The sequence below is a fragment of the Paenibacillus sp. FSL H7-0703 genome (genome assembly GCF_038003485.1).
Taxonomy (GTDB): domain Bacteria; phylum Bacillota; class Bacilli; order Paenibacillales; family Paenibacillaceae; genus Paenibacillus; species Paenibacillus polymyxa_B.
In genome coordinates, this window is record NZ_JBBOPF010000001.1 from 359,403 (window position 1) to 386,400 (window position 26,998).

General features: G+C 40.7%; 26 protein-coding genes and 5 pseudogenes. 3 read left to right on the plus strand and 28 right to left on the minus strand.

Annotated features, from left to right (window positions below; translation table 11 throughout):
- Positions 1–131 precede the first annotated feature (131 nt).
- Positions 132–560 carry a MerR family transcriptional regulator gene (locus MHB46_RS01485; RefSeq protein ID WP_061828399.1) on the plus strand — a complete coding sequence of 143 codons (429 nt, stop codon included), beginning with the start codon at positions 132–134 and terminating at the stop codon, positions 558–560.
- A gap of 349 nt (positions 561–909) precedes the next feature.
- Here the strand turns inward: MHB46_RS01485 and MHB46_RS01490 are convergent, their stop codons facing one another.
- The 8 genes from MHB46_RS01490 to MHB46_RS01520 form a co-directional block, all read right to left on the minus strand.
- Positions 910–1,335 (minus strand): MarR family winged helix-turn-helix transcriptional regulator, encoded by a 426-nt coding sequence (locus tag MHB46_RS01490; RefSeq protein ID WP_160790819.1) that lies wholly within the window; start codon positions 1,333–1,335, stop codon positions 910–912.
- Between the two features lie 119 nt (positions 1,336–1,454).
- Complete coding sequence (gene nfsA, locus MHB46_RS01495) at positions 1,455–2,195, minus strand: oxygen-insensitive NADPH nitroreductase (protein ID WP_341161371.1); 741 nt, start codon at positions 2,193–2,195, stop codon at positions 1,455–1,457.
- Positions 2,196–2,307: 112 nt separating this feature from the next.
- Entirely contained in the window at positions 2,308–2,565 is a 258-nt protein-coding gene (locus MHB46_RS26165; protein WP_336078410.1) for an SDR family oxidoreductase, read from the minus strand.
- Positions 2,562–3,527 (minus strand): NAD(P)H-dependent flavin oxidoreductase, encoded by a 966-nt coding sequence (locus MHB46_RS01500; protein WP_165176775.1) that lies wholly within the window; start codon positions 3,525–3,527, stop codon positions 2,562–2,564. Before MHB46_RS01500 ends, MHB46_RS26165 begins: the two co-directional genes overlap by 4 nt.
- 38 nt (positions 3,528–3,565) lie before the next feature.
- Positions 3,566–3,733 (minus strand): hypothetical protein, encoded by a 168-nt coding sequence (locus MHB46_RS01505; RefSeq protein ID WP_341161372.1) that lies wholly within the window; start codon positions 3,731–3,733, stop codon positions 3,566–3,568.
- Positions 3,715–3,981 carry a hypothetical protein gene (locus tag MHB46_RS01510; protein ID WP_341161373.1) on the minus strand — a complete coding sequence of 89 codons (267 nt, stop codon included), beginning with the start codon at positions 3,979–3,981 and terminating at the stop codon, positions 3,715–3,717. Before MHB46_RS01510 ends, MHB46_RS01505 begins: the two co-directional genes overlap by 19 nt.
- The gene (locus tag MHB46_RS01515) at positions 3,953–4,369 is read right to left on the minus strand and encodes an LLM class flavin-dependent oxidoreductase (RefSeq protein WP_341163674.1); all 417 of its coding nucleotides are present in this window, start codon (positions 4,367–4,369) and stop codon (positions 3,953–3,955) included. The genes MHB46_RS01510 and MHB46_RS01515 overlap by 29 nt, the downstream gene beginning before the upstream one ends.
- On the minus strand, positions 4,366–4,539 hold the full coding sequence (locus MHB46_RS01520; RefSeq protein ID WP_238807797.1) for a hypothetical protein: 174 nt from the start codon (positions 4,537–4,539) through the stop codon (positions 4,366–4,368). The genes MHB46_RS01515 and MHB46_RS01520 overlap by 4 nt, the downstream gene beginning before the upstream one ends.
- Positions 4,540–5,023: 484 nt before the next feature.
- On the opposite strand from MHB46_RS01520, the gene MHB46_RS01525 reads away from it, so the two are divergent.
- Positions 5,024–5,377, plus strand: coding sequence for a winged helix-turn-helix transcriptional regulator (locus MHB46_RS01525; protein WP_061828404.1), 354 nt, complete (start codon positions 5,024–5,026; stop codon positions 5,375–5,377).
- 58 nt (positions 5,378–5,435) lie between these two features.
- Here MHB46_RS01525 and MHB46_RS01530 read toward each other — a convergent pair whose 3' ends face one another.
- The 5 genes and pseudogenes from MHB46_RS01530 to MHB46_RS01550 all read right to left on the minus strand — a co-directional run bounded on the left by MHB46_RS01530 (position 5,436) and on the right by MHB46_RS01550 (position 9,223).
- Entirely contained in the window at positions 5,436–5,729 is a 294-nt protein-coding gene (locus MHB46_RS01530) for a hypothetical protein (protein ID WP_165176773.1), read from the minus strand.
- A gap of 194 nt (positions 5,730–5,923) precedes the next feature.
- Positions 5,924–6,841 (minus strand): hypothetical protein, encoded by a 918-nt coding sequence (locus MHB46_RS01535; RefSeq protein ID WP_341161374.1) that lies wholly within the window; start codon positions 6,839–6,841, stop codon positions 5,924–5,926.
- Positions 6,842–7,029: 188 nt separating this feature from the next.
- Entirely contained in the window at positions 7,030–7,500 is a 471-nt protein-coding gene (locus MHB46_RS01540) for a hypothetical protein (RefSeq protein WP_341161375.1), read from the minus strand.
- Between the two features lie 411 nt (positions 7,501–7,911).
- A complete protein-coding gene (locus MHB46_RS01545) occupies positions 7,912–8,733 on the minus strand; it encodes a DUF2785 domain-containing protein (protein WP_341161376.1) in 822 nt (273 codons plus the stop codon).
- Positions 8,734–8,854: 121 nt separating this feature from the next.
- A pseudogene (locus MHB46_RS01550) lies at positions 8,855–9,223 on the minus strand (winged helix-turn-helix transcriptional regulator).
- Positions 9,224–9,465: 242 nt separating this feature from the next.
- On the opposite strand from MHB46_RS01550, the pseudogene MHB46_RS01555 reads away from it, so the two are divergent.
- Positions 9,466–10,045: pseudogene (locus MHB46_RS01555) on the plus strand (NAD(P)H oxidoreductase).
- Between the two features lie 202 nt (positions 10,046–10,247).
- Here MHB46_RS01555 and MHB46_RS01560 read toward each other — a convergent pair.
- The 15 genes and pseudogenes from MHB46_RS01560 to MHB46_RS01630 all read right to left on the minus strand — a co-directional run bounded on the left by MHB46_RS01560 (position 10,248) and on the right by MHB46_RS01630 (position 26,921).
- Positions 10,248–10,664, minus strand: a complete 417-nt coding sequence (locus MHB46_RS01560) for a hypothetical protein (RefSeq protein ID WP_341161377.1) — start codon at positions 10,662–10,664, stop codon at positions 10,248–10,250.
- Between the two features lie 219 nt (positions 10,665–10,883).
- Positions 10,884–14,312 carry a GH32 C-terminal domain-containing protein gene (locus tag MHB46_RS01565; RefSeq protein WP_341161378.1) on the minus strand — a complete coding sequence of 1,143 codons (3,429 nt, stop codon included), beginning with the start codon at positions 14,310–14,312 and terminating at the stop codon, positions 10,884–10,886.
- A 107-nt stretch (positions 14,313–14,419) separates the two neighbouring features.
- The gene (locus MHB46_RS01570; RefSeq protein WP_341161379.1) at positions 14,420–14,788 is read right to left on the minus strand and encodes a hypothetical protein; all 369 of its coding nucleotides are present in this window, start codon (positions 14,786–14,788) and stop codon (positions 14,420–14,422) included.
- Positions 14,789–14,975: 187 nt separating this feature from the next.
- On the minus strand, positions 14,976–15,173 hold the full coding sequence (locus tag MHB46_RS01575; protein ID WP_445667604.1) for a hypothetical protein: 198 nt from the start codon (positions 15,171–15,173) through the stop codon (positions 14,976–14,978).
- Positions 15,124–15,240 (minus strand): annotated as a pseudogene (locus MHB46_RS26170) (hypothetical protein); the annotation flags it as partial. The gene MHB46_RS01575 and the pseudogene MHB46_RS26170, both read right to left, overlap by 50 nt.
- A 993-nt stretch (positions 15,241–16,233) precedes the next feature.
- Positions 16,234–17,715, minus strand: coding sequence for a glycoside hydrolase family 32 protein (locus tag MHB46_RS01580; RefSeq protein ID WP_341161381.1), 1,482 nt, complete (start codon positions 17,713–17,715; stop codon positions 16,234–16,236).
- 11 nt (positions 17,716–17,726) lie between these two features.
- Positions 17,727–18,962 (minus strand): MFS transporter, encoded by a 1,236-nt coding sequence (locus MHB46_RS01585; RefSeq protein ID WP_341161382.1) that lies wholly within the window; start codon positions 18,960–18,962, stop codon positions 17,727–17,729.
- Positions 18,963–19,161: 199 nt separating this feature from the next.
- Positions 19,162–20,145 (minus strand): LacI family DNA-binding transcriptional regulator, encoded by a 984-nt coding sequence (locus MHB46_RS01590; RefSeq protein ID WP_341163675.1) that lies wholly within the window; start codon positions 20,143–20,145, stop codon positions 19,162–19,164.
- A 668-nt stretch (positions 20,146–20,813) separates the two neighbouring features.
- Positions 20,814–21,110 (minus strand): annotated as a pseudogene (locus MHB46_RS01595) (SDR family oxidoreductase); the annotation flags it as partial.
- A 556-nt stretch (positions 21,111–21,666) separates the two neighbouring features.
- Positions 21,667–22,899: a MalY/PatB family protein gene (locus MHB46_RS01600; RefSeq protein WP_341161383.1), complete on the minus strand. Its 1,233-nt coding sequence runs from the start codon at positions 22,897–22,899 to the stop codon at positions 21,667–21,669.
- Positions 22,829–23,689, minus strand: coding sequence for a DUF3737 family protein (locus tag MHB46_RS01605; protein WP_341161384.1), 861 nt, complete (start codon positions 23,687–23,689; stop codon positions 22,829–22,831). The genes MHB46_RS01600 and MHB46_RS01605 overlap by 71 nt, the downstream gene beginning before the upstream one ends.
- A gap of 162 nt (positions 23,690–23,851) precedes the next feature.
- Positions 23,852–24,247, minus strand: coding sequence for a cupin domain-containing protein (locus tag MHB46_RS01610; protein WP_250261329.1), 396 nt, complete (start codon positions 24,245–24,247; stop codon positions 23,852–23,854).
- A gap of 80 nt (positions 24,248–24,327) precedes the next feature.
- Positions 24,328–24,737: pseudogene (locus MHB46_RS01620) on the minus strand (cyclophilin-like fold protein).
- Positions 24,738–24,802: 65 nt separating this feature from the next.
- Entirely contained in the window at positions 24,803–25,591 is a 789-nt protein-coding gene (locus tag MHB46_RS01625; RefSeq protein ID WP_341161387.1) for a carboxymuconolactone decarboxylase family protein, read from the minus strand.
- Positions 25,592–25,718: 127 nt separating this feature from the next.
- Entirely contained in the window at positions 25,719–26,921 is a 1,203-nt protein-coding gene (locus tag MHB46_RS01630; RefSeq protein WP_341161388.1) for a multidrug effflux MFS transporter, read from the minus strand.
- Positions 26,922–26,998 lie beyond the last annotated feature (77 nt).

Below are 26,998 nucleotides of genomic sequence, written 5' to 3' on the forward strand. Positions count from 1 at the left end.
GTGTAATTGGTTACCGTTACAGTAGGTCAAGGATTTATTTTTATATGATTACATATAGAATTGTTGTGCTTTCATTCTCTTTATGATATATATTTAGTTACAGTAACTGTAACTAAAGGTGGGACAAGTAGATGTTGTATTCAATGACATACGTAGTGGAGAATTTAAATGTATCTGCAAAGACACTTAGGTTTTATGAAGAGCAGGGGATATTACCAAATATATCTCGTGACGAAAAAGGCCGTAGAGTTTATAACCAACAACAAATAGATTGGATTTCTTTTATTCGTTGTCTCAAAGAGACAGGAATGCCTCTTTCAAAAATCAAGGATTACAAGGAACTTTATGAATTGGGAAATAGCACCTTTTTGCAAAGAGAGGAGATGTTGATACAGCATAAATTGGAACTTCAGAAGAAAATTGACGAAAGTTTTAAACACATGGAAGAAATAAACTATAAAATTGCCATGTATGAACTTCAGAAAGAAGAGGTTATGAAAAACCCTAACTATAACTTTAAATGTCACGGTCACGGCCTGGAGATTAAGACGGTGAATTAATGTAATGTATTTGCGCTAACGGGAAACGATAGTTCAATCTCCAACTAAGACTAGGCTGCCGATCAATGTCGGCAGCCTAGCTCTGTCTTTGCACATTACCCAACAAGATAAATGAAGGTTTATTCTATACGTTTGAGACGCTGGTATTTCTCCAATCATAGCGAAATTCCCAGAACTTATATTTAACATATTTATCCATCTACTTTGCCCTTGTGACAGCGACGCTGGTACTACCCCTTCTTCGGATGATTACACATAGGGATGCAGCCAATAATAATGCACCCTTTCTCGTTGTGTTATTAAATCAGCAATGTTTAGCTTGCTAAATATATTAAAAAAGATGGAGAACTCATGATAGATTATTCTCCATTTGTTGCATTAATTGTCTTAATATCAGCCGATCTTCCGTAGAAATGGATTGAAGTAGTTTTTCCTGCTGTTGTCTCCATTTGATCTCAACCGGTGTCTCTAATTCTTTGCCTTTGTCCGTTAGGAAAATGCGCATTATCCTTGCATCTTGTTCATCACGTTTACGATATATAAATCCGTTCTGCTCCAATGATTTAACCATGTTCGTTACCGTAGGCGGTTCGCATTTTAAGTGTTCACATAGTTGCATTTGTGTTACCCCATCACCCAACCACAGACGATACAGCAAATTATCTTGCCCTACATAAAGGTTAAGTTCCCTGAGAGATTCACTATAATTTCGACGCATTTGGGAGGAGATTCGATCTAACGACTGACGAATATCACAATCCACTTGATCTGTCATTAATTCATCATCCCTCGACTCGAATGTTATTTAGCGGGCTAACTATATCACGACGAATTTGATGTGTCAAATTAATTTGTGATGAACTTCCTTCTGGTCAAAAAAGTTTCTTCCCTGCTTCATTTTTTGGCATATCCCTGTTTGTGGAGATAGTCCATCATTTGTGGCTGAATGCTTCTTTGGAGATGATCATGAATGTGATCACTCCATCCTTTTACTTTTTTCACTGTGAAAGGCGCGCTTACAGACCGATTTTCATAATACTTCAACATGGTCTTATCATAAGTTGCTAATTTCAGTTTATCGAGTGTTTGATACTGGTTTTCATGTAAAACCATGGATTTAGGCAACCTTGGCTTGAGTTCAGGTTTATTTCCAGATGGACTACCAATACATAGTCCCACCAAAGGAATCACATACTTCGGTAAATTCAAAATTTCAGATAATTCATTAATGTTACTTCTCACACCACCAATAAAAACGCCACCAAGTCCAATAGATTCTGCTGCGGTTAAAGCATTTTGCGCCATAAGCCCGGCATCAAATGAACCGATTAAAAGAAATTCTATATATTCAAGGTCAACTTCAGGGGCGATTTGATGATTCCGGTGGAAATCTGAACAAAAAATCCAGAACTCTGCGGCTTCTTCAATATAAGGTTGATTAACCGAAAGTTGCATCACCTTTCTTCGAAGATCTGGATCTGTAATTCTAATAATAGAAACGGCCTGCAAAAGACTGAATGATGATGTTTGATTAGCTGCCTTAAAGATTTCTTCTCGTTGTTCTTGTGTCAGTGGTTGATTTGTATAAGAACGAATGGACGTATGATTATGAAGTAATTTAAGGGTATTATTCATATGAATATCTCCTTCAATGTTATTATCATAAATAAAAGTGTTAGCAAAAATAGCAATGAGGTCTTAGTTATAGGTGGCCTCATATACTAACTCAATACAAAATTGCGTTACATTACAGACAATCCTCCATCAATTCATGATGAGCACCCGTAATATAAGAGGCTTCATCACTCGCAAGAAACAAAGCAAGGTTCGCTACCTCTTGAGACTGACCTAATCTTTTGATGGGAACTTGTTGTGCCCGTTCTTCAATTGCCTTTTCACTTAGAGCTTTAGTCACAATGTTTGTTTGTATAGGTCCTGGTTGAATTAGATTTATCCGAATTTGATCAGTGGCAAACTGTAGGAAAAAAAATTTTGAGATCTTCATCCGATGGTTTTAACAATTTCATCAATCACTTCTTGACACGTTAGAATTTGCTGAATACCACCAGCTGATTCGGATACACTAACGGTCCCATTAACCAGATCGCCATCTAACATTCCTATTTTGAACCCTTCTCCATAATATTTGTATGCTTCTGCAGGCTTTCCTTGATTAATGAGTTCTAACGCTTTTTTGCCCGCTTCTGTAGGAATGGTTCTCAAATGTCCTGTACCTGATTTAAATTCAATAAACTCTTCACTTTTTACCTTAATGATGGCTTTCTTTGTTTCCATACTAGCTGGATTTTCTTTGGTCACTATAAACCTTGTTCCCATATATACACCTTCTGCACCCATAGATAGTGCTGCTTTCGCTCCCCGACCATCTATAATTCCTCCAGCAGCAATAACAGGGATTTTTACAAGTGAAGTGATTTGTGGAACAAGGGAAAACGTACTAATTTTATAATCACTCATATGGCCACCAGCTTCATAACCTGTAACGATGAGTGCGTCCACTCCTGATTTCTCGGCTTCTACAAGCTTCTCTACAGTTGGACTTAAGTCTCTGTACACTACCTTAATATCTTGTTCTTTAAGCCGTTTCAGTTCACGATCGACCACATTTAGCCCAATGGCAATAACGTTTTTGACATTTTCTTTAACCAATACATCAAAAACTGCATTAGTAAAGGGGTCTTCTGTAGCCCCTCCCATCGGGAAAATGTAATTTACTGCAAAGGGTTTATTCGTTAAAGCTTTTACCTTGCGAATTTCTTGGGTTAACCGGTCTGCCATATCTTCTGCACTTGTTGCCTTTTCGGTTTGGCCGGCATTTGGCCCGAGTACGCCCATTCCACCTGCATTGGATACTGCTGCAACAAATTCCGCAGAGGTTACCCAGGTCATTGCAGCTGAAATAATAGGATATTCTATACCCAGTAGTTCTGTAATTCGGTTTTTCATGATTGATTTCTCCTCTTTTTAAAAAAAATTATTAATTATTACTTCGTATACCTGTTTTCAGGGTAAGGTAGACCCAAATTCCCTCGAAGTGTGTCGTCCTCATATTCCTTGCGGAAGATGCCTTTATCTTGCAAGATGGGAACTACCAATCGGATAAAATCTTCAAATCCGGCTGGATGATCCTGTCTTATGAGCAAGATATCCATAACGCCCTCTCAATACCAATGTCTATTTTCTCGGCAACCTGCTCCGCACATCCCATCCATTGAGGTTTCGGCACTCGATAACCTTTAGGTATCCATGATTCGATTTCTCTTAGCTTTTCTAAGGCTTCTTTTTCCGTTTCACCAACAATGGGATTATGAGAAGGCATCATCAGTAGGTCGTTTGGTGAACGCCCTTGATTTTGCACTTTACGTTTAAGTTCAGCAGTAAATGCCTTTGAGATACCCAAAATCATCTCCAGGCGCCATGATGATCTCAGCATGCTGTGCAGCAATATCCATGAATTCCATGGAAGTTCCGGCTTGAAAGACAACCGGTCTGCCTTGCCGGGATCGACTGATATTTAATGGTCCCTCCACTGAAAAGTAATTCCCGGTATAATGCAGCGGATGCATCTTACCAGGGTCATAGAATACTCCGCTTTTCTTGTCACGTATAAAGGCATCGTCTTCGTACGAATCCCAGAGGCCTTCAACAATCTCTAAAAACTCCTTTTTCATGGGATAAAGATCTGCTTTCCTTAAATGGGACCGACTGTAATTGGCTAACCCTCCCGGATTAGAGGTGATCGCATTCCATCCTGCTCGGCCCTTGCTAATCTTGTCGAGTGAGGCTATTTGTCTAGCAACAGTAAATGAATCAGCATATGTTCAAGTTGCCTGGCTTTTTGAACGTAGTAATCAATATTTTCACTGGCATCTGCTGGAATAGCGGGGTGTCTCCATCCCGTGTAATTCCAACCAACGCCATCAATAATCCCTCCTATTTTTAACTTTCTTTCTTCCATTGTTGAATGATCTCCCTTTCATGAGGTTCTTTAAAGTTACAGTCAAAAAAGGAAAGCAGGTTATCTAATTGCTCTGGAAAATCATTTACCCCAATAATCCTCTGGACCTTAGCAATGCCCACATGGTCCAGCCATCAGCTGCAGAAGTCCTAATGTTTTGGAGACTTTTCTTAGCATCACTTCCGTTATAGACATGAACGAAGTCTAAAATCGAAAGCTGTAGTCTATTTCCTGTATTCACTTATCAGTAACTCCTTTCTGTGTTATATTTATTTAGCTTACTAAATATAAAAACGCAATCTTAGTTACCCTATTAAACTATAAAACGAAAACAAGAACATTATCCTTTCGCATTTTAGGTTAATTAAAATTAATTGTTTTGGTTTGTTGACACAATCATAAAGTCATTATGTTCATTTGCAAAGAGGGCAATATAAATGAACATAGTACAACTTTTTGTACCTTAAGATTAGGAGTGATATCAATGAGGGTCTGTAATGAAGGATTTGATAAAGAATTTATGGATGAAAAAAGGGATATGTACGCGATAGCATTTACCCAAAATGTTCTTTCAGGACGTTGGAAATATTTTATATTATGGTATTTAAAAGGAGAAACACGCCGTTATACGGATATAAAAAAATTTCTTGGAGGTTTATCACAAGGCTCTCTCACAAAGCAGCTTAAAGAGTTGGAGAACGATGGAGTTATTAAACGTAATGTTTATCCGGAAGTTCCTCCGCGAGTAGAGTATTCATTAACAGGCAAGGGAATCAAATTACTACCGATCCTTGAGAAGATGGAGGAATTCGGTAAGGAATACGGCGAAAAACCTTAATCTGATGAAGTTTTCAAACAAGCTTATTACCGAAATTTTGAATCCAAAGAAAACATTTTTATTTAAGTCTTTCCATCATCTCTTCGACAATTTGAAAAAGCCAATGAACATGTTCATCATTGGGTTTATTGAACCATTTATCCCAATCTAAACCCGAATGAGGATACTGTAGGGCAGGGTATTCAACTGGATTGGTGAATGGTCGGTACTTCATCACGTTATCTTCCAGTGTTTGAAATCCTAACTCTTTAACAAATTTCTTTGTCATTGTGGACTTCCCTGCACAACAACCACCATTTAACCAATATACATGCTTTAATTGTTCCTTCAAATATTCATCATTTATTTTCATTGTAATCCTCCAGCCTCATGGTTTAGTTTATTGAGTTGCCTCAACAAAGACCTCTTCTTTTACTTCCCGTTTTACGGCTTCAATCAGTGTTTAGACAATCTTTTACATATGTGAAATTTGCAACTTTCCCCTCTAAGTCTTCCTCATCCTGGTCACTTCCTCTTCCACCATGAGCTCCCTTCTAAAGGAAGTCTTTATGCATAGGTATACTCTGGTCCCAATCGTTCGATAACTTGATCCAACTGTTTGGTTAGATAAGGCGAAACGTCACCAATGCCAGCCACTGCTTCTAACAAGGGAAAGGGTTGCCCACTCCATGGGCCTCGTGGATCAAAGACTTGTCTACCGATTCGCAATCCTCCTGTTTCCTTGAAGATGTTCAATCGTTCCAATCCTTCAATAAGCAGCCCGACCGGCAGCGTTTTGTTCCTACGTCGGGACCATTCTGCCAAGAAGGACATGCCGCGTAATATATCATATTCAAAAAACCTCGGAAAGCAAGGCTTCAGCCATTCCATATCGATGACGCTTCTATTTTGTTTAGAACATACAAGACGATGCTCAATTAAATAACGTGCGCCTTCATCTAAGAAAACGACTTCCTGTTCAGTAAATTCACGGTCTGTATGCCATAAGATAGCTTCAAGCGGAGGAAGTGTTGAAACAATAGAGCTCTTTTTAGAATGAGTATAAGCTTCAGGGTCGCAGTTCAGCCCGCCATCAGGTAACTGATGCTTTAAGAGCCATTCGCGAATCCAAGGCAGTTCCTTGTCCAAATCACAGCCATACGCCATTAGAATCATATAGTATACGGCAAGTTCACAATGGCAGCAATCCATCTTCATCTTATCACTTTCACTTGTTGGATGGTCATCGGCGGATATGATGAAGGTCGGCCAGACCTGAGTTTCGAGTAAATATTTTGCTCCGACAATAGCAGACTCGGGAATTAGTTTCACCTCTCCCATTTCATAAAGAGCAGCCATATGCCACCAAGCTCCATCCCATTTTCGACGGCTGCACTCGCCGTGAGTCATCCCCAAATGGGGAGTAGATTCAAGGAACTGTATAGATTCTTCGATTGCTAAACGAATATTTTGATTTGTTTCCATCTGGGTATCTCCATTTTGATTACATTCTACTTCATGCTTCAGTTAAGCAACGCTCACCTCGTATACCCTTCCACTCTTAAAAAATTCGATATGTTATTAACCCATCCTGCCCGTTAGCTCAACAGGCAGTCGATATTACGGCAACCTATTCTTATGATACCATCGTGTTGCGTTAATTATCTTAATCTCTAGGTGACCTTTAAGGCAAAATGATAAAACGCATCGCCACGAGATTGGTTCTCTACATCTTCATCCATCCACCATACCCCGTATGAATAAAAATATGTCCCTTTTTCTGTAGGAACTTGAAAACTATTTTCTTTCAATAAAACTTCTGTAAGTCTTCCTTCATAGAATTGCTCGACATGAAATTTATTCGGTTGGGGCTCATAATTCATAAGGAATTTTACAGCATCACCAGGCTTTACTGGAATCGGTTCCTTTCCTTTTAAAAGTTCAACTGGACCAGCTGAATCCACACATGATGTTGTCCAGCAATATGTGCCGAGTTTTGTTTTGTACATTCGTTTATCAATCTGAATTTGAACCTTTGGTGGTTTCTCTCCCTCAAGGTCCTTGTTTTTTGGCTGAACACCCATGCAACCAAATATACATATAAGAGTTAGTGCCATAACGAATAACAAGACTGTATTCTTCATATAAACCCTCCTATCTATATTCGACCCTAATTATTCAACGATAGAAGAAGTAAATTTGTTACAAATCAAATTCATGAAATTAGTAAAATACTGTTTAATATGTTTTTTCGGAATTAAGATTACTTGTTGAACTAAACTGCCCGTTAGCTTAATGTAAAACGGAGCAGCTGCTGACAGCAAACTGCTCCGTTTAAATTTAAAATAATGCGTCCCAATCGTCTAATAATTGCCGCATATAAAAAATGAGTTCTTCGATGACAGAATAACTTCACGTCTTGAACAATGGAGATTTATCTGAACCACCAATCAAATCAACTGTGAAAAATATGGAGATGAAGTGTCCTCTGGGGGCTACTGTTTTTACTGCACTTGAAGTGAGACGAACAAGTGAGGGGGCGTTCCCCACTTTAACTAGGAATAGTATACTTGTTCTACTTTATATAATGTATGCTCGATAGTTGGACAAAGTTCGGCATCTACTTTGTGAAATTTAACTCGAAAGTATAAACTTTTCAAGAAGTTCTTTATATTATTTTTTTGCTTAAAGGCATGAAGAAATTCTGGATTTTTCTCCACGTCACCAAAACTTTGGATCCATTTCTCTACATAGGTCTGACTAAGTATTTTTCTATTTAAAACACTAATTACGGATTTCACCATTCTTTCATCTTCCCCATCGGAGTAAACTCGATCTGATATGGTCATCTTTTCATAAACCAAATCGAGTATGGTTAAGAGGTCTTTTTTGTCCAGTTCGGAACATTGGGCCAGATCGTCCAAAGCATCTGCTGCATGAGCTATGGCATGAGCCCATCCTTTTTCTTCATCATACCCACGGTAATCTCGCTCCTTATGTATATTACAAAATACTTTCGCTTTGATCTGATGAATATGCTCACTTGAGAGAAATGGTGACTCCCTATGCCTCATAAGGAGAAGCGGTATAACTAGCATAGAGAAAGATCTAGTGAAGACAGAGTCTGTATTTATTTCATCAAGCCTGAAAAGCAAATGGTTTTTATCCAAAACAACGGGTAGGAGTTGTTCCAGTTCGTTTACAGTTAGAGCATTACCAGGAATCCAATTGGATAAGGTTGTATAAATTAGCTCATCACGTAATTGGGCATCTAAAGAACCGATGTTATTCATCATCTCTTGTATCAATTGGAATGTATCGGAAGGTGCTTGGTAGTCATTTGCTTTTATCAATATCAACTTTTCTTTTAGATTCATTTTACACACTCCTACTATATTGCTATTCATTTTAATCATCTCTATTTTAGTAACAATCCAAGCTAGTTCATGTATAACTGAACATCATACTTTTGAGCACCTTTGTTTACTTTGTACAGACCTAAAACTCTTCCAAAACCTTGGATTTGTCCATGAACCTTTTCCAGGTGATCCTCTCCCCAATAGCATAAATGGTCTAGCGGGGGCTTTAATCCCCAGCCGTAGGAAGTTAACTCATACTGCACTTTGGGTGGGATCTCTTTATAAACCTTTCGTGCAACAATCTCATTCTTTTCCAGGCCTCTTAGTTGAGTGGTCAGCACTTTTTGCGTAATGCCGGGGATTAACCGGCGAAGCTCAGACGTCCGTTTCTGTCCTGTCATCAAATGATAGATGATTAAAGGCTTCCATTTCCCCCCATTACTTCTAATGCCGCCTCCACTCCAACTTTATACTTCTTTTGAACGCTATTTCCCCTCTTTTCAGTCATCTCTTATTCCTCCGTTAAAAGGCTGTGTTTTTCCTACATAACATTCATTCACTTCAGTCCATTATTCAGGTAAGTTTCTAGGGCATCTATCTAGGGCACTTCCATGTTCCTAAGGGACCTGTATCATCCTATAGAACTTGAAAGTACGTACTTCCAGATTATTTTAGTACTATTTATAATAGCATCAGCCATTGATCATGGCTACAAGTTAGCTGTTGAGAAAGGTAGTGAAGAATACAAGTATGAGAGTATTAAGCGTTGTTTCGCACCCGAGAAAAAATTCCTTGACCTTTAAGGTTGCCGATCGTTTCGTACAAGGTCTTGCCGAGGCTGGCCACGATTACGAGATATTGGATTTACATGGGATTGGCTTTGACCCTGTTTTAAAGGGAGTAGATGAACCTGACTGGTCAGCTGCGGAACAGTCCTTTACCCCTGAAGTAGAAATGGAAACAAGGAGAATGAAGGAGCATGATGCCTTGGCGTTTGATTTTTCCAATTTGGTGGTGGCATTTGCCTGCCATGCTAAAAGGTTATATTGACCGTGTATGGAACAATGGGTTTGCGTACGGTTCGAACCGGCTTCATCATCAGCATGTCTTGTGGATTGGTTTGGCGGGCGTTTCCAAAGAACAGATGAAAAAGCGCAACTATGATGAAATGATTACTCATCTGCTCAATGTGGGAATTGCAGATTATTGCGGTGTTTTAAATTCCAAGGTTGAATTTTTATACGAGACTTTAGACTCCAATCCCAAGCACTATGAGATGCTGCTTAACCAAGCTCATCATTTAGGGTTGAATTATGCCAAGGAACAGTAGCCTTAAGTTAAGTCTGAACTTCTATGGAGTCTGTCCAAGGAAATGCGATAAAATAATAATACGAAATTGCACATTATTTGAGCAAAGAATTTCAAATTTATTTTGAGCTTATTTTGTCAGAACGCCCGGAGCACCCGCAACGTTCTGGGCGTTCTTCTTCTTTTTCATTGACATTTGTTCGAACGGAAATGTAGGTATTGCGCTAATCCTCATCCAGATGTTCGAGCAGCGTCAGCTTTGGCATATGCATCTCTGGAATATACTTCAGGGATTCCTGACGAATGATATCCACATCACCGGAGTCTACCCAGCTCCCCGTCAGGGCAATAGTCTCCGGGTTCATTATTGCAATCAAGCTGGTTACGGCACGACCAGACAAAGAATGAAAAGTTGTCCGATCATGCAACTGGCGGTACAGCTCATCATGAGACATGCCAAATGGTAAAAAGGCAATCTCTCCCGTAAAGCAAGTAATACCTCTGTGGATATGTCCGCCCACCATCATGCCTGCTCTTGACAAACAAACTTCAATAAATGTCGCAACCGCAACTGACTTTTCCTCATCATATCCCTGCTTCTGATAGAACCCATACACGGTCAGATTCATGTTGTTATCCACAATGACTTCCACCTCATGCTTTTCACGGCGGAATATTAGATTGTCTCTCTTGCCAGGATGGCAACCGTATAAGTCAGAGAATGACTCTTCACTTCAGCCTTGATGATGATGCAGGCAACATAAGAAAAGTTCTCATTGAAGCTGCACTTGCATCCTGCAGGACAACGGGCTCCCCTTTGACAAGGTTCACTGTATAAATCGATTTCTGTGCTGCGGCATTTACAAGGCTGACATGATGATGTTTGCAGGTTCTTCGTTGCTCACATTGACGTTTTGATAAGATGCGTAGCCGCCAAATACATGAAGTCCAAAGTGGCCTTCTGCAAAAGTACCATCCATTACATCTATGACTTTTTGTCTATCCACATAAACTACAATATGCGGTCCATTCGCTTCTATTTTCACCTTATAAGTTTGACCTGGCTGAATGAAAGTCGGTACTTTCGCAAGAACCTGCCGTTCTTCAAATCCTCCATTAATTTTATAGAACAGACGGATCGCCTTCATGTTAGGGTCTAGATTCAGATAGTAACCACTGCGCCCATCCTCGCTAGCCCTGAACAAAATAGAACCTGCCCCTCCTGTTTCACCAAGCATCATGTCTGCTTCATACGTAAAATTCCCAGCCTTCTCTTTAGCGATATAATTCGCATCGCTGAAATAATTACCACGAATCCCATTCTCGCTAACTAACCATGAAGCAGCAGACAGATCTTTGGTCCATCCACTCAGGTTTGTCCGGAACTCACCACCTGTGACTTTAACGAGCACACTAGCGGATGCTTTACCATCCGGAGTAGATACGGTGATCGTGGACTCCCCTTCTTTTTTCGCCTCAATAACCGCCTGTGAATTGTCTACCACGTCTATGGCTATTACTTCTTTATTGCTGGACTCCCACTTAAGCGGTTGAACGCCAAAACCTGGTCTGTACTCGACCATTGCCTGCAGTGTGTCCGACCCCCCTATACCCAGTTCCCGAACCCTCGTATCCATCTTTATCTGAGCTTTTGAATTAATGTCCTCATTCCAGACGGATTGAAGTTGATGTACTTTCAAGGAAACAACGTTCACATTCCCGCCTTTCACGTAAAAACTCATCGCTCTACTGGCTGGATTCGGAAATATAACATCTGAAAAGACGATTTTGCCGCCGTTCCCAAAGGCTTCAACGGAAGACTCATCCACAAGAATACGCATCTTGACCCGATTATTCTCCATTTGCATCGGCGCTTCATGTTTTTTATTGAAAAGGCTAGAAAAGTCCGTTACTCCAGATGCAGTTCGGTCCACAAACATTTTACTCTCGCTTGCGGTATAACCCACAACCGTCTTCTGATTTGCACCCTCACGAATGTTAAAGCCGAACTCGGTCACTGTGCTGGCTTCAGGGATTTCAATTTCAGCTTCAATTTCGTAAGCACCTGAAATAATGCCTTTTAGCAGGTTCCCGGAAGAAGGACTCACCCCTTTGTTAGAAGCAGAGTACAACGGTTTACGCAATGATTCCAATTCTTTAATTGGACTTTGTGCCATCCGAATTCCATCTTCGGTCGTTACCAATGATACTTCTCTCGGAATGGTTAGTTCACCTTTCCAATTCGTCGTTGGGAAAGCGAACGGATAGTCCCAATTCGTCATCCACGCCATCATCACTCTGCGATGATCAGGCATGTTAGCAAAAGACATCGAAGCGTAAAATTCTTTACCAAAATCTGTTCTTAGCACCTTACCCGCCGGATTATCATTCACGAATTTACCATCAGCTGTTAAATGACCGATAAAATACTCGGCATCTGATCCACCAGTTTTTGGATTCGCTCCCGTACTGATCATCATAACCCACTTCTTCTGTGACGTTCCGTCTACCGGAAGCTGGAACAAATCTGGGCATTCCCATACACCTCCGCGGACGTAATCCCCGTATCCCCAATTATCTGTCAATGTCCAGTCAAGTAAATTCATTGACGTATAGAAACGAATATTATCTCCTCCGGACACAACCATAACCCATCGGTTATTCTCGTCATCATAGATCGCTTTCGGATCGCGGAAATCCCAACCCCCAGGGTCTTCTCCGCTCTTACCTGGGTTCTCGATCACGAACGGGCGGTCCTTCGAATATTCCCAAGTGCGACCTTGGTCCTTGCTGTATGCCAGACCTATACGCTGGTTCCCATTCGGGCCATCCGGATTAAAGGAAGTATAATATGCAATAAGGCCCTTGCCTCCTGAATCCCCGAATAAACCGGATGCATTCGTCATATCCGCAACAGCCGATCCAGACCAGACATGTCCGTGATCATTCCACGGAAGTGCAATCGGAAGCCGCTTCCAGTTCAGCAAATCTTTACTGACAGCATGCGCCCATGTGCCTCCATCCTGATGGAAGAGATGATATTCTCCTTCGAAGTAGACAAGTCCATTCGGATCACTTGCTGAACCACGTATTGGCGTGTAGTGATACTGAGGACGATATATTTCGTTATAATATTGGCTCGATTCCGTCACATAAGTATCCTGGAAATAAGCCGTCCCCTGTTTGACGACGATTCCGGTATTTCCATTCGTGTAGGTTGAATCTTTCACGTCAATCGCGGCCGTAGTGTATCCGTCCAGGAAGACCTGAATTTGATTTCCCTTTGCCTTGATCTCCACATGATGTTTGGCTCCCATCTGACTCGGATAAGTACGCAGTGAACTTGCAATTACTGTTCCTTTCGTATTCGTCAAACTTACACGGACCTGATCTCCTTCCTTCGTAAGAGTAGCTTCATATCCATCAGCTCCATCGGCGGAGGAACGAAATGCGAGAGCCGCAACAGAATCATGAAGAAGGGTAATATTCCCTTCATACACAATATCAGCCGCCTGTTTGTTATAGATTTGCTGTGCCTTGCTCTCATGTGCTATCGTCCCTCTTTTGCCGCTGATATCAGGCTGCCATTTTCCCTTACTTGCAACCACTGTACCCAAATTACCCTTCAGATCGCTCACCACGATGTTCGAAAACAAGGCGGATCCATCCCATACATGAAGTCCCAGCTTTCCGCTTCGATACGTAATGTCCTGAACATCAATCAAAGGTTTATATTGATTGCCCCAATATACTTTTAGCGAGGAACCCACTGCCTTCACTTTGAGATGATAAATCTGACCCGCTTCAACAGAAACTTTACGCTCCTCCTTTAATTTCCCATCTCCATTCCTTGCATCTCTTAACCGAATCAGACCTGTATCCGGAATGATTTGGAGTATGTACGAGCTAAAGCCATCCTCATTAGAACGGAACAACAACGTTGCGACTGCCTTCGTATCCCTGATCATGACATCAGCTTCATAGATAAAATCATCGGACACCGTCTCGGAGATGGCCGTTACATTTTCTTTAGGCTGCGAAGTCAGCAAGATTCCTTCTGAAGTATACTCTAATAACCCTTTCCCTTTCACTTGCCAACCTGTCAAATTGGTGTTTGATTTGGTTGCGTTTTCAAAAATAGAAAGCTCCTCCTTTGCCTGTTTACTTGCTTCCTGATCAGCGAACACAGCCCAACCCGTAGCCGGATTAGATGTAAAAACGCCCATTGAAGTCAGAGCTAACCCCGTTGCCATCAGAAGACATATTGCAAATTTAGATTTATCTTTCATTCCTTACCCTCTTTTCTAATGGAATTGAAAGTAGCGGTCAGCAACTCGAGCTTAACTGGACGAGTCCTGGCAGCACAATATAATCAACAATGTGATCCAGTATGACACTAGAGCTGACATAGCCTTTCAGGTTCTGTAGCACAGCCTTTCGAATCAACGGGAACAGCTCTTAGCTGACTTAATTCACTTATGGGTGTTTGGATTAAGCAAATTTCCTCCGAATACGTCCTAAGCTGTATCTCTCGGGGGATTGACATGTGACCACGCCATTCTTCTGAAGGAAGAGTGGAAGCATAACGCCAATTGTTCATCCAGCCGACCCAAATCTTTCGTACGTCCTCGTTCGGAATTCCACCCCAGGTCACGGCCGCGTAAAAGTCAGATTCGTAATCTATCCATTTGATCGTATCGAATGGTTCCAACGTTTCATCCAGTGTAAATACCTTACCGTCAAAGTTGCTTATAAAATACATCATGTCAGAACCGCCTGCCGGTGGTTCTGAATCGTTTGGATTCACACCATTTCTATCCCCGACACTTAGCATCAGAATCTACTTAGTGATATTGCGATCTTCATCCACTTGGATTTTAAATGCCTCAGGACATTCAAAAATATCCTCGATGGATACCCGGAATATCGGAATTGAAACCGCTTGCAAAAGATCATTCCTTAAGATTCGAAGACGTGTAAAATTCTACACGGTCTCTTACGGCAAGAACCATTACCCACATTGACGATTCGTCATACCAAAACACCTTCGGATCACGAAAGTCTAGCATTTTCGTTGGGAACAAAACAGGGTTACCTTGGCTGTGTATCATAAGGGGTATGTTGGTAGAACAGATGGTACTCTCCTTCATGGTAAACCATGCCGTTGGGATCATTCATCCAATTTTCCTTAGGCGAATAGTGTAATTGAGGCTGTATTTATTTTATAAAAAATATTCACTGGTCCTTTTCTGCTACTCATCTCACCAGATAAATGTATTTCTTTAATGTTACTCACCCTCCTTTTAGGTTATTTAGGATCTTAATAGAAATGATTCAACTAGCTTGGCAACTAAATTGGAATGCGTGCAAATAACTGCTTAGTGTACCTGAAAAATGCATCTCTTATGAAACAAAATAATCCAATAGCGTGCATTTGTCAATTTTTTTTACTTCATTTCACATATTTTTAGATAAATGAGCTTGTTGATTTTACATTTGCACAAAAATATATTAAATAACTCGAAAATGGAAACTTTTATTTAATTTTATCTAATCGTCCTTCTTTATTTTGTAAACTAAATGTATCTACAAATGTTTACAAGTTCTTGTTCTTTCCGGCAAAGTAACCAAGCTCTTAGTCTCGCCGCGGCAGCTGCAACACGTCCGATCCTCCTGCAGACGGTCCGATTTCTTCCCTATCTGGAATCCTCCCTTAATCCAAGCTTGGTTTAAGCCAAGCCTAGAGTGCAACCAGGAACGAAACAAGGACGCTCATTAATCCATGAACGCCCTTGTTTCAGAACTCATTTTCAGTTATATATGGCTGGAGCTTTCTTCCACGATGGCTCACCGAATTAGACATATTACAGGCACAAAAAAACAGGCACACCATAAAACCAACTGACACCCCACTATTCCTGACAATAAAGCTTAAAAAAGTTTAAGACATAAATGTATTAGTATACATATAATAATTAAAAAATCATAAAAACTTTATTTGACACCTCTGATTTTTACAATTTTATGCTCCTTCATTCAAGACTAAATATCCACTCATTTGCCTTTAAAAAATATTAATTCTATCGCCTTAAAAAAACGACACTACATATTTTCTGCAGTGTCGTCTTTAATCCGATTATCTTAAGTAATTTAGCGATATAAAATCTTACTTTTCTTTTACATAATATGAACTACAATCTTTTCATTGAGTTATTCAGCTTGCCATATATCTTTCAATTTCCAATAGGTCAATTCATTTACTAGAGCCTCTCCACCCTCCGTTATGATTTCTATGCCTAGCAATTTCTCATTCGGATAGATGCGACTTGTCATCGTAGCTTGCCCTTCATTCGCAAATATTTCAATGGATGAGCGATCCAGATATATATGCAACGTCAGCTGCCCCTCTGCACTTAAGGCTGTTTGACGTACTCCATCTGTCTTCTTGCCTGATTTAGAACAATCAAGCAAAAGTTTCTGAGCCAGGATAGAATAAGTGATAACCGTCACCTCTTCACCTGTTCCGCGAAGCTTCAAGCCTACCAGGTCTGCACTTGACTTCGTCAGGTCGAACACGACCTTCACTTCAAGCAGATCCGCTTCAACTTCCGCCAAGTAACTTCCAGAAATAGCGCGATATTGGTACAAAACATGTTCGCTTTGACGAAGCAATTTCATTTCCTCTACTGGATTCATCAGTACTTTATTATTGTCACCCAACGTAACTAAACGCGGGATCGTCATTGCTCCACACCAGCCGTCTGCTTTCGTCGGCATATCCGATTCCCACATATCCATCCAACCAATCGCAATGCGGCGACCTTGATCATCTAGAAAAGTTTGAACCGCATAGAAGTCATGACCATTATCCAACTCGATGAACTCTCCATGCTTATATTCATTACTTTCATAATTATAATCGCCAACATAATATCCCGTCTGGAACAAGTTATTGTACTTATCTCCCTGCGCATCAATACCTTGTGGGGAGAACATAAATATATGCTTACTGTTCAGTTCAAAGAAATCAGGGCACTCCCACATGAAGCCCATATTCTTATCTCCCTGCAGAAGCACACCATGATAGGTCCAAGTTCTAAGATCAGGAGATGTATATAGAATAACACGCGGCAGATCTTCTTTCGTGCTGTTACCTAGGATCATGTACCATGTATCCTCATGCTTCCATACCTTCGGATCACGGAAATGCTGGGAGCTATCTATCGGAGGTTCAGCGATTACGGGATTCTGCCTTAGTTTTGTAAAATGAATGCCATCTGTGCTTACTGCCACATTTTGATTTTGGAAAAAGATATTGTTTGGTTGATCAATATAGTGATGGCCAGTATAGATCAATGTCAGTTCGCCGTTATTATCTACTGCGCTTCCTGAGAAGCAGCCATCAAGATCACATGCATCTCCAGGTACTAATGCAATCGGACAATGCTCCCAATGTACAAGGTCTTTACTCTTCACGTGACCCCAATGCATTGGACCCCAGTTCTCATCATAAGGATGATGCTGATAGAAGGCGTGATATTCACCTTTAAATTGAATTAATCCATTTGGGTCGTTAATCCAGTTTGCTGGTGCCATAATATGATAACCTAATCGGTACCGCTTGTTCATTTTCGCTTCTGCCTGTTTCAATGCTTCCTCAGCTTGCTTCGTATTGTTATTATATGTGTTCATCTGTCTTCCTCCTATGCTGTTTCAATATGCTTGTTAGGCTTGGGATTCAGCTTTTTCGGTTCTTTCTTTAAGGTAAAGATTGAGATTGTTGTAAAGGCAAATACGAAAACACCCATAATCACGTACGTATTTGCAAAGCCTCTAATGTCATAAGACATACCGGCGATTGGCGAGAAGATCGAAGCTCCTACCTGACTCGTAAACTGGAATCCCACCAGATACAAGATCGAAGACAGACGCGTATCGAAATTAGCAGCCAAGTACTTAAATACGGAGATCAACATGATTGGCAGTTCCAATGCGTGAATCAATTTCATAGCTGAGATACCATAAGGTCCAATAACTAAGCCTGAACCCATGATCCGGAATGCCATCAAGAACCCTGCCAATATCAGACCCTTTTTTGCTCCAATTTTGTTGACAATGAAAGGCGCTAAGAACATCATGCCTGCTTCCAAGAATACTTGTAGGGAATTTAAGTAACCGTAAACTTGATTGCCTAAAGCAACCGTTGAGAACGTCGATGAAAAGTAATTCGGGAACTGCTGGTCATACACATTGTAAACACAGGTAACACCAAGAACATATAAAATGAAGAACCACAAATGCTTATTTGCAAACAAATAGCCGATTTGCTTAAAGTTAATAGATTCTGCTCGCTCCATCTCGGAATCTGTCATTTCAACTTTAATTGTCATCATAATGATAAACAGAATGACAGCAGATACGGATGCAATCCAGAAGTTAATGTTAGGGTTGATATTGAAGAGCTGACCAGCAAAAAATGTTGCTGCTGCCCAACCTAGCGAGCCCCACATACGAGATTTTCCGTATTCAAAGTCATATTTTCGGCTGACTTTCTCGACATAAGATTCGATGGCTCCGATCCCTGCCAAAAAAGAAATACCCAAGTATAATCCACCTACAATGGCGCCGAGGAATACATTGTATTGAAGTAACGGCCCATAGATATAAATATAGAAAGGACCAACAAATAAGAGCAAAGAACTGATTAGAAATAAAATATGCTTCTTTAATCCGATTTTATCAGATATATAGCCATAAAGCGGTTGCATACATAGCGCAAAGATAGCGTTTACAGTAAAGATAACACCTGTTTCAGCACCATTCAGACTGATTTCTTGCCCTAGCCAGATGGAGAACAATGAATAACTTGCTGACCAAGTAAAGAAGAAAAAGAAGAAATAGGCACTTAGTTTCCAGTACATGCTCTTTGACTTTCTCATATCGAACGCTCCTCTAAGTTAAACATTTAATGTAAATGAAAGCACTTCCGTATTTACAGATCGATTATATGTCAACCGCTTTCATATGTCAACCGCTTGACATATTTCTAAAAGGAAAAGAGCTTTCCTCTTTGATTTCAATTACTCTAATAAGGATAGCTCCACCTTATATCACAATGCTGAAACTATGGAAATTGTATTAAGCTGTACTAGCTTCAATAAGTTTCACTGGTAGATAAGTTTCTCGCGGGACATCACTGAATCCACCTTCAATTTCTTTAATAAGTAACTCTATAGAAGATCTCGCGATCTCCTGTATTGGTTGCTGAATTGTCGTTAATTCAGGGAGAAGATTGCGGGTTGTTTCTGTTCCGTCATATCCAATTACGCGAATATCTTCAGGAACACGTTTTCCTCTTCTTCTTGCTTTAGCAATAAAAGACGCAGCCACCAAGTCATTACTCGCAAACAATCCATCTACTTCAGGATGTTCATCGAGCAAGCGTTTAATCGGTTCATCGTGATTCTGTTGGTGGAAGGGATCATGTACTTCATAGGTAATTGCCTTTCGACCATACTGCTCCATCACATCTTCATATGCTTTTCTTCTTAAGCTTGCCGGTGTCTCTAATTCAACAGGGCCATTTATGTGTAAGATATGCTTGCACCCCTTTTTAATAAGCAGTTCTGACGCCAGCTTTCCACCCATATAATTATCCGATCCTACAACTGGGATTGAATCGGATAGGAAGCGATCGATTGCAATGACGGCAATATTCTTCTGTTCATAATTTACGATACCTCGGTTGTGTGTACCAACGATAATACCGTCAACTTGATTTCGCATAAGCATATCCACATAAGATTCTTCTTTATCCAACTGATTCAAACTGTTACAAAGCAATAGCTTATAGCCTAATGACGCACAAATATTCTCTATATGAAAAGTCAGCTCTCCGAAAAATGGGTTGCTTGTAGTTGGAATGATTAATCCAATTAGATTTGTTCGTTTACTAAATAATGACCGAGCCACATCATTTGGTAAATAATTCAGTTCCTGCATCGCTTTATGAACTTGATCCTTCGTTTCTTGACTGATATAGCCACGATTATTAAGTACGCGAGAAACTGTAGTCGGTGAAACTCCAGCTAATTGTGCAACATCGTTAAGTTTTGGTTTCATTGATTCAACCTGCCTTCTCTCCATGCCAAGTCTCCAATTATTCTATTATTTTAACATGGTTAAACGTGAAAAAACATCTGACCCTACGAGCCCTTTTCATTCAAATCTGTAAAATCATCCATATACAGTGGTATTTGTTTTGTAGGTTGCTACTGCCCCCTTGAACCATGTTCGCTGCTTGAATGATTGATAACAAGGTCCATGAAACCTTGACTCCCTGTCGGTCCGCTACTTCCATCAAGGTGCGAAAATCATTTAGACTCCCACACAGCGGGTATACTGATAGTAATCAGTTACATCATATTTATGGTAACTTGGAGACGGATTAGGGGCATAAGCCAGAGGCAGTTGACCTCCAAATCCACCCCGAATGGGGTTTGCCATCGTTTAAGTAATCAAGTTTTTGTGTAATTCCTTTCAAATCACTGTGTCCGTCTTGTGAATATACTTGGTTGAATTATTATCTTGTGGAATATGGATAAATGTATCCATTTAAGTGTATACATCCCGAGATTTTTGTCATTTTATATGGACTAATATATGAACGTACCATAATGGAATGAATCTCATGTGTTGATTTCGTAGAAGAAGATGGGGCTGTGTTACCGCTTTTGGTAGGCATGCTTTACATGTAGAAACTGGTAGTATACAACAAAAAGCGAATATGATTATTGCATATAGCGTCCTCCATCCATGACAATGGTTTGTCCAGTGAGATAACCAATTTTCGGATTGGCAAGTTGGGGCACAAGCTCCCCAACCTCGGATTTTTTACCCAGGCGACCCAGCGGCGTATTCGCGATAATCCCTTCCATCACAGCGTCATTTAATGTCTTTTCCGAAGCGATTGGGCCCGGCGCGATCACATTCACACTAATATTGTATTTTGCCAGCTCACGGGCTGAGGATTTGGTTAATCCAATCAATCCGGCCTTGAAAGCACCATAATGAGGGTCGAAGCTTCCTCTCGTAAAGCCGCTACAGAGGAAATATTAATAATTCTGCCTTCTTCACAAAGGATATGTGATAATTTTTTGCATGTAAATATGAACCTGGATTTAAAAGCCCAGCTCAATATTTTAATAGGACAAATCTACTCCCGCTATGGAAATCTAGCACAAGCTCTGGATCACTTCTTTTTAGCTCGCACCATATATCAACAACAGCAAGCGCACAAAAAATAAGCGAATTGTATATCCTTATAGCTGAAGCTTATTATCACCAAAAAGATTTTGAGACCGCTTCGTATTACTACGGACAAGGCCTTCCTGCTCAATAACAAAAAACCTCAGGGCTTCTTCCAGATGGATAAGGTCCCTGGGGTTTAATCATTTACATTTCACTTATGGCTCAAAATGCTTAATAACGATGACCACATTGTGGCCGCCAAAGAGGTCAAATCGATTTCAGTTTGATCATAATATATAACTTCTCGATCGCTAACTTAATGAATTTTTCACTTATCTCTAAAGCAGATTTTCCATTCGTTTCGTGGAGGAGTGTCCGGTAACCGTTATTGAATCAATCGTCCAATCTTTGATATGCCTGAATCCCAATTTTCAAGCGCTGCAATCCATCAATTAGTCGTTTTTTAGGGCAGGCGTAGTTCAATCGAATGAATTCATGTCCATTGCCGCCATAAATGGCACCCTCTGAGACATACAGTCCCGTTTCTCTCCTTATAAATTTACACAGTTGACTTACATTAGGAGTTATGTTTCGGCAATCGATCCAAGCTAAGTAAGTGGCTTCTGAATGGTTAATTTGGAGCTGCGGCAGTTCACTAGCCAGAAAATGTTCAAGATATTGCTTGTTTGCCATGAGATATTCCAATAAGGCTTGCAGCCAGGGCTCGCCTTCCGTAAAGGCCGAGATTGCCGCTTCAGTCGCAAAAAAGTTAGGTTCGGCCACTTCATCGGTATTAATGCCACGGTGTACAAGTTTGCGGATCTCCAGATTGGGCACGATAATACTCGAAGTTTGAATTCCTGCAAGATTGAAAGTTTTTGTCGGCGCCACGCAGGTGATGCAATTTTGGGCGATCTCTTCCGATACGGAAGCGAATGGAATGTATTGGTGACCTGGGTGTGTTAGATCGCAATGAATTTCATCGGAAAGGATAAGGACCTGATGCTTGACGCAGAGCGTGCCGAGTTTCTCAAGAACTTGTGTGTCCCACACTTTGCCTATTGGGTTATGGGGATTGCAGAAAATCATAAGCGTTGTGTCAGGATCGGCTAGCTTCTTCTCCACATCGTCAAAATCGATCGAATATCGATTGTCTTTGTAAACCAAATCGCTTACGAGAACTTCTCGTTGATTGTTCTTTATGGAGTTGTAGAAAATGTTATAGACAGGCGCAAACATAAGTACTTTGTCGCCGGTTTTGGTCATTTTGCGCACGATTGATGATATCGCCGGCACTACACCCGTGCAAAACATTATCCATTCTTTTTGAACCAGATAGTGATGTCTCTTTTCCCACCATCGGGCAACTGCATCATAGTAAGTATCTGGTATCGAGGTATATCCATAAATACGGTGGTTTAATCTCTTTTGCAGAGCATCGATTATAGCTGGCGAAGTCTCAAAGTCCATATCCGCTACCCACATCGCTAGCTCTCCCGGACCAACATCCCATTTATAAGAGTTAGTGACCAAACGAATCGTCATTTTATCAAAATCAAAGGACAAATCGATCACCTGCTTTATCCAGCTCGTATCGGGTGTAGGCAGCGTTGATTTCTTCGTCATTGATGATGATTTCGCCGATATCCTTCGCTCTGATTTTTCCGGAGATTGGATTCTTCACGCTATCAATTGAGGTCTTGGTTTCCACCTCAATGGTTGAATATTCGAATGCCAAGTCGGTATTCAGAATCGTTCCGTTCTCGATCACGAGACGGTCCATGTAGCACATTCCCTGATTGCTTTCGATGGTGCAGTTGATAAACGTGATGTTCTTCGAATTCCAGCCTAAATATTCTCCGATGATCAATGAATCATAAACGGTGATATTCTCGCAATTCCAGAAGGCGTCCTTTGAAATAAGCTTTGCATTGCGAATCTCCATATTCTTTGCTCCGTCGAATGCGTAGTTCCCCGCTAATGTGAAATCGTCGATGATGATATTTGCGCTATTCATTCCAAAATAATCGCCTTTTGCGGTCACATGATTCAAGTGAATATCTGCGCAATTCCATAAGGTTTCTTGCGCGTTGGGTAGATCGACTTTTGTCAGTCGGATCCCGCTCGAACGCCGAAATATCTTTGGTGCCTCTATTACGCTGTCACTGATGGCAATTTGATGTGTATACCATATTCCTGATCGGGCCATTTCAAGGAAAGTGCTGCTACTAACACGAATATTATTGCAATACCATAAGGGATACTTCCATTTGAAAATGCTATTATCGATAGTAATATCGTTGCTTTCCTTCAGTGGGGACTCGCCATCTGCAAAAATAGAATTTGTAATAGTAAGGTTATTTCTTTTGAAAAGTGCTCGTTCTCCAGTAAGTATTTGTTGATCGATCGTTTGCATAATACTGTCTCCAATCACTCAGTACTAGCTTCAAATATTCCCTGACCTCATATTCGTTTGATGAATATCCGCAGACTAGAAACAGAGGGTTCCTGGTTTATGAGAAGCTTCAATAGAAACGACAGCATTGATGTCTGCCGTTTCTGTGTGTTACTTCATTTATTAAAGTTTAGTATAATCTTCATCCATTACGGGTTCTAACCAATCTGTTTGTCCTGGTGTAAGAGCTAAGTGAACAAACCAGCTGTCCTTCGTAGCACCATGCCAATGTTTTACGTTTGGTGGAATGTTTACCACATCGCCTGTTTTGAGTAATTGGGCTGGCTTTCCATCTTCTTGATACCATCCTTCACCGCCAGTAACCAACAACACTTGCCCAGCATGATGAGAGTGCCAGTTATTGCGGGCACCGGGAGCAAAGGTTACATTCCCAATTGCTGTATTGAGTGGTGCTGGATCGGTAAACACCATTTGTAAGTATGCGTCACCGATAAAATTTTTTTCGACTTTTTGACCCAATGGGAAGAGTGTGCTATTGCTTAAGTGCTCATTCTTCATTTTTTATCCCTACTTTCTTATATTTTTATTATTATCCAACGCGATGCTATCGACTTCTTACTTTTTAGGAATCATTAACGCTATTGGGCTTGCTCAATCGTCATCGTGAAACTGCCGTTCATTTTTACAAGCTTTTCAACTCCGACCTCAATATGACCTAGCTTTACAAGTCCACTTGAATAACCAAAATCTTGATAAAATATAGCCAAATTGCCCAAGGAGAATAATAAGTAAAATCTCCAACGGAAGGATCGATGCCTGACGGCGCAGCTTCAATGGACAATCTTTTCTCTAGCCTGCTGATTTTTTCGGTTCCAGCATAATCCTCGAAGGTTATAGTCATTGGAAGTTTCTGTAAAAAATCTTGGCTGGTCGGATTATCGTACATGCTTACCATTACTTCCTCGTTGTTAAATATCAATTTTATTTTTATATTAGTTGTTTGATTGGCCACAGTTTTTCCTCCAATGGTATTACCGCCACAAGCCATGAGGGTAAGGGTCAGCAAAAAAACAAGGGATAGAGAAATCTGTTTCTTCACTAAATTCTCTCCACCTATTCCGGAATGATTTCATTTAAGCAACTTAAAGCGTTTAATGTTCTCGGAAAACCCATATATGGAAGGCAGTGAGTGATGGCAGTGATCATCATATCCTTGTCATTGCCCACATTCAGATTGCCCCGCACATGTGCCTTGACTTGACTTTCACAACCGCCCAGGCTGCTTAAGATACAGAGGGTCAGCAGCTCCCGTGTCTTCAGATCAAGACCTCCACGAGTATAGAAGTCGCCAAAACAGAAGGCAGAAAGATAGTCCTGTATATGCTTTTGATTGGATGGAGCATTATCCCTATTTTTTTCAATGATATCGCCAAAAATCTCTACCTGCACTGCAAGCCCTTTATCTAACCGATTCTCTTCTTCAACCTGCTTTTGGCTTTCGAGAGGTAACACTATATTTTGGGCCTTGAAAACTTCATTAATCTCCGCGATGGCAATTAGCGTTTTGGGGAATCCTAAATAAGGCGCACATTGGTAAATGGCCTCTTTGATTTCTACTGGTGTCAGCCCAACGTTCAGTGCAGCCTGAGTATGGGCCTTGAGCTGTGGCAACGTTTGGTTCGTTGCAAGCACCACCAGAGTGATAAGCTCACGTTGTTTATCGTCCAATTCACCTTGATAAAAAACTTCCCCAAAAATGAAGCGGCTCAGGATGTCCTGAAAATCAGGATCGGTAGCGTATGCCGCTGGCACTCCATCGCCAAATAGCTTTTTATACGTCACTTGATTCTTTTCAATTCGATTCATACATTCCCCTCTATTTCCAAGTTTCGTATAATCCATTTCATGGTTCCTCCCTTTCTTTTTTTAAAAATAGTCCACTGAGCGACTTTATTGATGTACATTAGGTGTTGGTTTCGCGCGGTGCATACATAGAGTGAGCGCCAATACTCCTTTGATATGGAGTGCATCAAACGGATAATTTTTTTATCCCTTTAACCAGAATGATATAGGTAATTATAGATAATAAACTGGTAGAAAAAATAATAATTCCAAAAGGTATAGCAGAATTTTCGCCTGCAATTCCCACAAGCGGAGACGTAACGGCACCTAACGCGAATTGTAAGGTGCCGAGCACGGCAGAAGCGCTCCCTGCAATATGCCCTTGCGACTCCATTGCTAATGTAAAAGAGATGGGTCCAATGATCCCAATGGATAAGGCGAATAAGAAGATCGAAATAAACATAGCTGATAATGCTCCATGTACTAGTACTATAAATAAGACCGCAGCGGAAGATATAAATGACAGTATTAATCCGGTCAAAAATAGTCGATTTTCCGTTACCCGGCCTGCAAGCAGTTTGACGAATTGAGATCCCAAGATAATAGCAAGGCCATTCAACGCAAACAGGATCGAAAACAGTTGCGGCGACACGCCGTATATGTTTTGATAAATAAATGGGGTACCCGCAACATAGGCAAAAACACCTGCGAACAATATGCCATTGACGAGAGCATATCCCATAAAAGACCGCTTTCGGAACAAGCTGTTATAATTTTTCATCAACGAACGGAGACTGCTTGGAGCACGTTGCTGTACAGGTAAGCTTTCCTTTAACCCCCATATGGTTATCCCAGTTAATCCTATACCTAGCACCCCTAAAAATATAAATACACCTAACCAAGAGCTGTATGACATGACCGTACTTCCGGCCGTAGGGGAAATTAACGGAGCGACATTGCTTATCATCGTTAGCAACGATATAAACTTAGTCATTTCAATCCCACTAAACCGATCTCGAACAATAGCGCGCGAAATAACGAGTCCGGCGGACGCAGCAACCCCTTGAATAAATCTTAAAAATATAAACCATTCTATGCTTGGTGCAAAAGCGCATCCAATCGAGGAAAGGATAAATAATATCATGGAAATCAACAAAGGCCGGCGTCTTCCATAAATGTCGCTTAACGGCCCCATTATCAACTGTCCTAACCCTAATCCTAACAGGCTAGTGGTTAAACTCGCTTGAACGGCAGTTGCACTTGTTCCAAAAAAAACAGCGATTTGCGGAAGTGATGCAAGATACATATCGACGGTAAACGGCCCCAGCGCCGAGAATGTGGCCAATATTAGAGCAAAACCGAGAGAATTTTTTTGGGTCTTATATTTCATTCCTTTAACTCCTATGATTGATTAAATGCACATTCTTTAAGCCAACGCATTTGCTTTAGGTTTTGTCGTTTTATTAC

What these genes read in the sequence shown, in the direction of transcription:
- MHB46_RS01485 (WP_061828399.1), top strand. Translation starts at nt 132, where the DNA reads ATGTTGTATTCAATGACATACGTAGTGGAGAATTTAAATGTATCTGCA.
- MHB46_RS01490 (WP_160790819.1), bottom strand. Translation starts at nt 1,335, where the DNA reads ATGACAGATCAAGTGGATTGTGATATTCGTCAGTCGTTAGATCGAATC.
- nfsA (WP_341161371.1), bottom strand. Translation starts at nt 2,195, where the DNA reads ATGAATAATACCCTTAAATTACTTCATAATCATACGTCCATTCGTTCT.
- MHB46_RS26165 (WP_336078410.1), bottom strand. Translation starts at nt 2,565, where the DNA reads ATGAAGATCTCAAAATTTTTTTTCCTACAGTTTGCCACTGATCAAATT.
- MHB46_RS01500 (WP_165176775.1), bottom strand. Translation starts at nt 3,527, where the DNA reads ATGAAAAACCGAATTACAGAACTACTGGGTATAGAATATCCTATTATT.
- MHB46_RS01505 (WP_341161372.1), bottom strand. Translation starts at nt 3,733, where the DNA reads ATGGATATCTTGCTCATAAGACAGGATCATCCAGCCGGATTTGAAGAT.
- MHB46_RS01520 (WP_238807797.1), bottom strand. Translation starts at nt 4,539, where the DNA reads ATGGAAGAAAGAAAGTTAAAAATAGGAGGGATTATTGATGGCGTTGGT.
- MHB46_RS01525 (WP_061828404.1), top strand. Translation starts at nt 5,024, where the DNA reads ATGAGGGTCTGTAATGAAGGATTTGATAAAGAATTTATGGATGAAAAA.
- MHB46_RS01530 (WP_165176773.1), bottom strand. Translation starts at nt 5,729, where the DNA reads ATGAAAATAAATGATGAATATTTGAAGGAACAATTAAAGCATGTATAT.
- MHB46_RS01535 (WP_341161374.1), bottom strand. Translation starts at nt 6,841, where the DNA reads ATGGAAACAAATCAAAATATTCGTTTAGCAATCGAAGAATCTATACAG.
- MHB46_RS01540 (WP_341161375.1), bottom strand. Translation starts at nt 7,500, where the DNA reads ATGAAGAATACAGTCTTGTTATTCGTTATGGCACTAACTCTTATATGT.
- MHB46_RS01545 (WP_341161376.1), bottom strand. Translation starts at nt 8,733, where the DNA reads ATGAATCTAAAAGAAAAGTTGATATTGATAAAAGCAAATGACTACCAA.
- MHB46_RS01565 (WP_341161378.1), bottom strand. Translation starts at nt 14,312, where the DNA reads ATGAAAGATAAATCTAAATTTGCAATATGTCTTCTGATGGCAACGGGG.
- MHB46_RS01570 (WP_341161379.1), bottom strand. Translation starts at nt 14,788, where the DNA reads ATGATGTATTTTATAAGCAACTTTGACGGTAAGGTATTTACACTGGAT.
- MHB46_RS01575 (WP_445667604.1), bottom strand. Translation starts at nt 15,173, where the DNA reads ATGAAGGAGAGTACCATCTGTTCTACCAACATACCCCTTATGATACAC.
- MHB46_RS01580 (WP_341161381.1), bottom strand. Translation starts at nt 17,715, where the DNA reads ATGAACACATATAATAACAATACGAAGCAAGCTGAGGAAGCATTGAAA.
- MHB46_RS01585 (WP_341161382.1), bottom strand. Translation starts at nt 18,962, where the DNA reads ATGAGAAAGTCAAAGAGCATGTACTGGAAACTAAGTGCCTATTTCTTC.
- MHB46_RS01590 (WP_341163675.1), bottom strand. Translation starts at nt 20,145, where the DNA reads ATGAAACCAAAACTTAACGATGTTGCACAATTAGCTGGAGTTTCACCG.
- MHB46_RS01600 (WP_341161383.1), bottom strand. Translation starts at nt 22,899, where the DNA reads ATGACGAAGAAATCAACGCTGCCTACACCCGATACGAGCTGGATAAAG.
- MHB46_RS01605 (WP_341161384.1), bottom strand. Translation starts at nt 23,689, where the DNA reads ATGCAAACGATCGATCAACAAATACTTACTGGAGAACGAGCACTTTTC.
- MHB46_RS01610 (WP_250261329.1), bottom strand. Translation starts at nt 24,247, where the DNA reads ATGAAGAATGAGCACTTAAGCAATAGCACACTCTTCCCATTGGGTCAA.
- MHB46_RS01625 (WP_341161387.1), bottom strand. Translation starts at nt 25,591, where the DNA reads ATGGATTATACGAAACTTGGAAATAGAGGGGAATGTATGAATCGAATT.
- MHB46_RS01630 (WP_341161388.1), bottom strand. Translation starts at nt 26,921, where the DNA reads ATGAAATATAAGACCCAAAAAAATTCTCTCGGTTTTGCTCTAATATTG.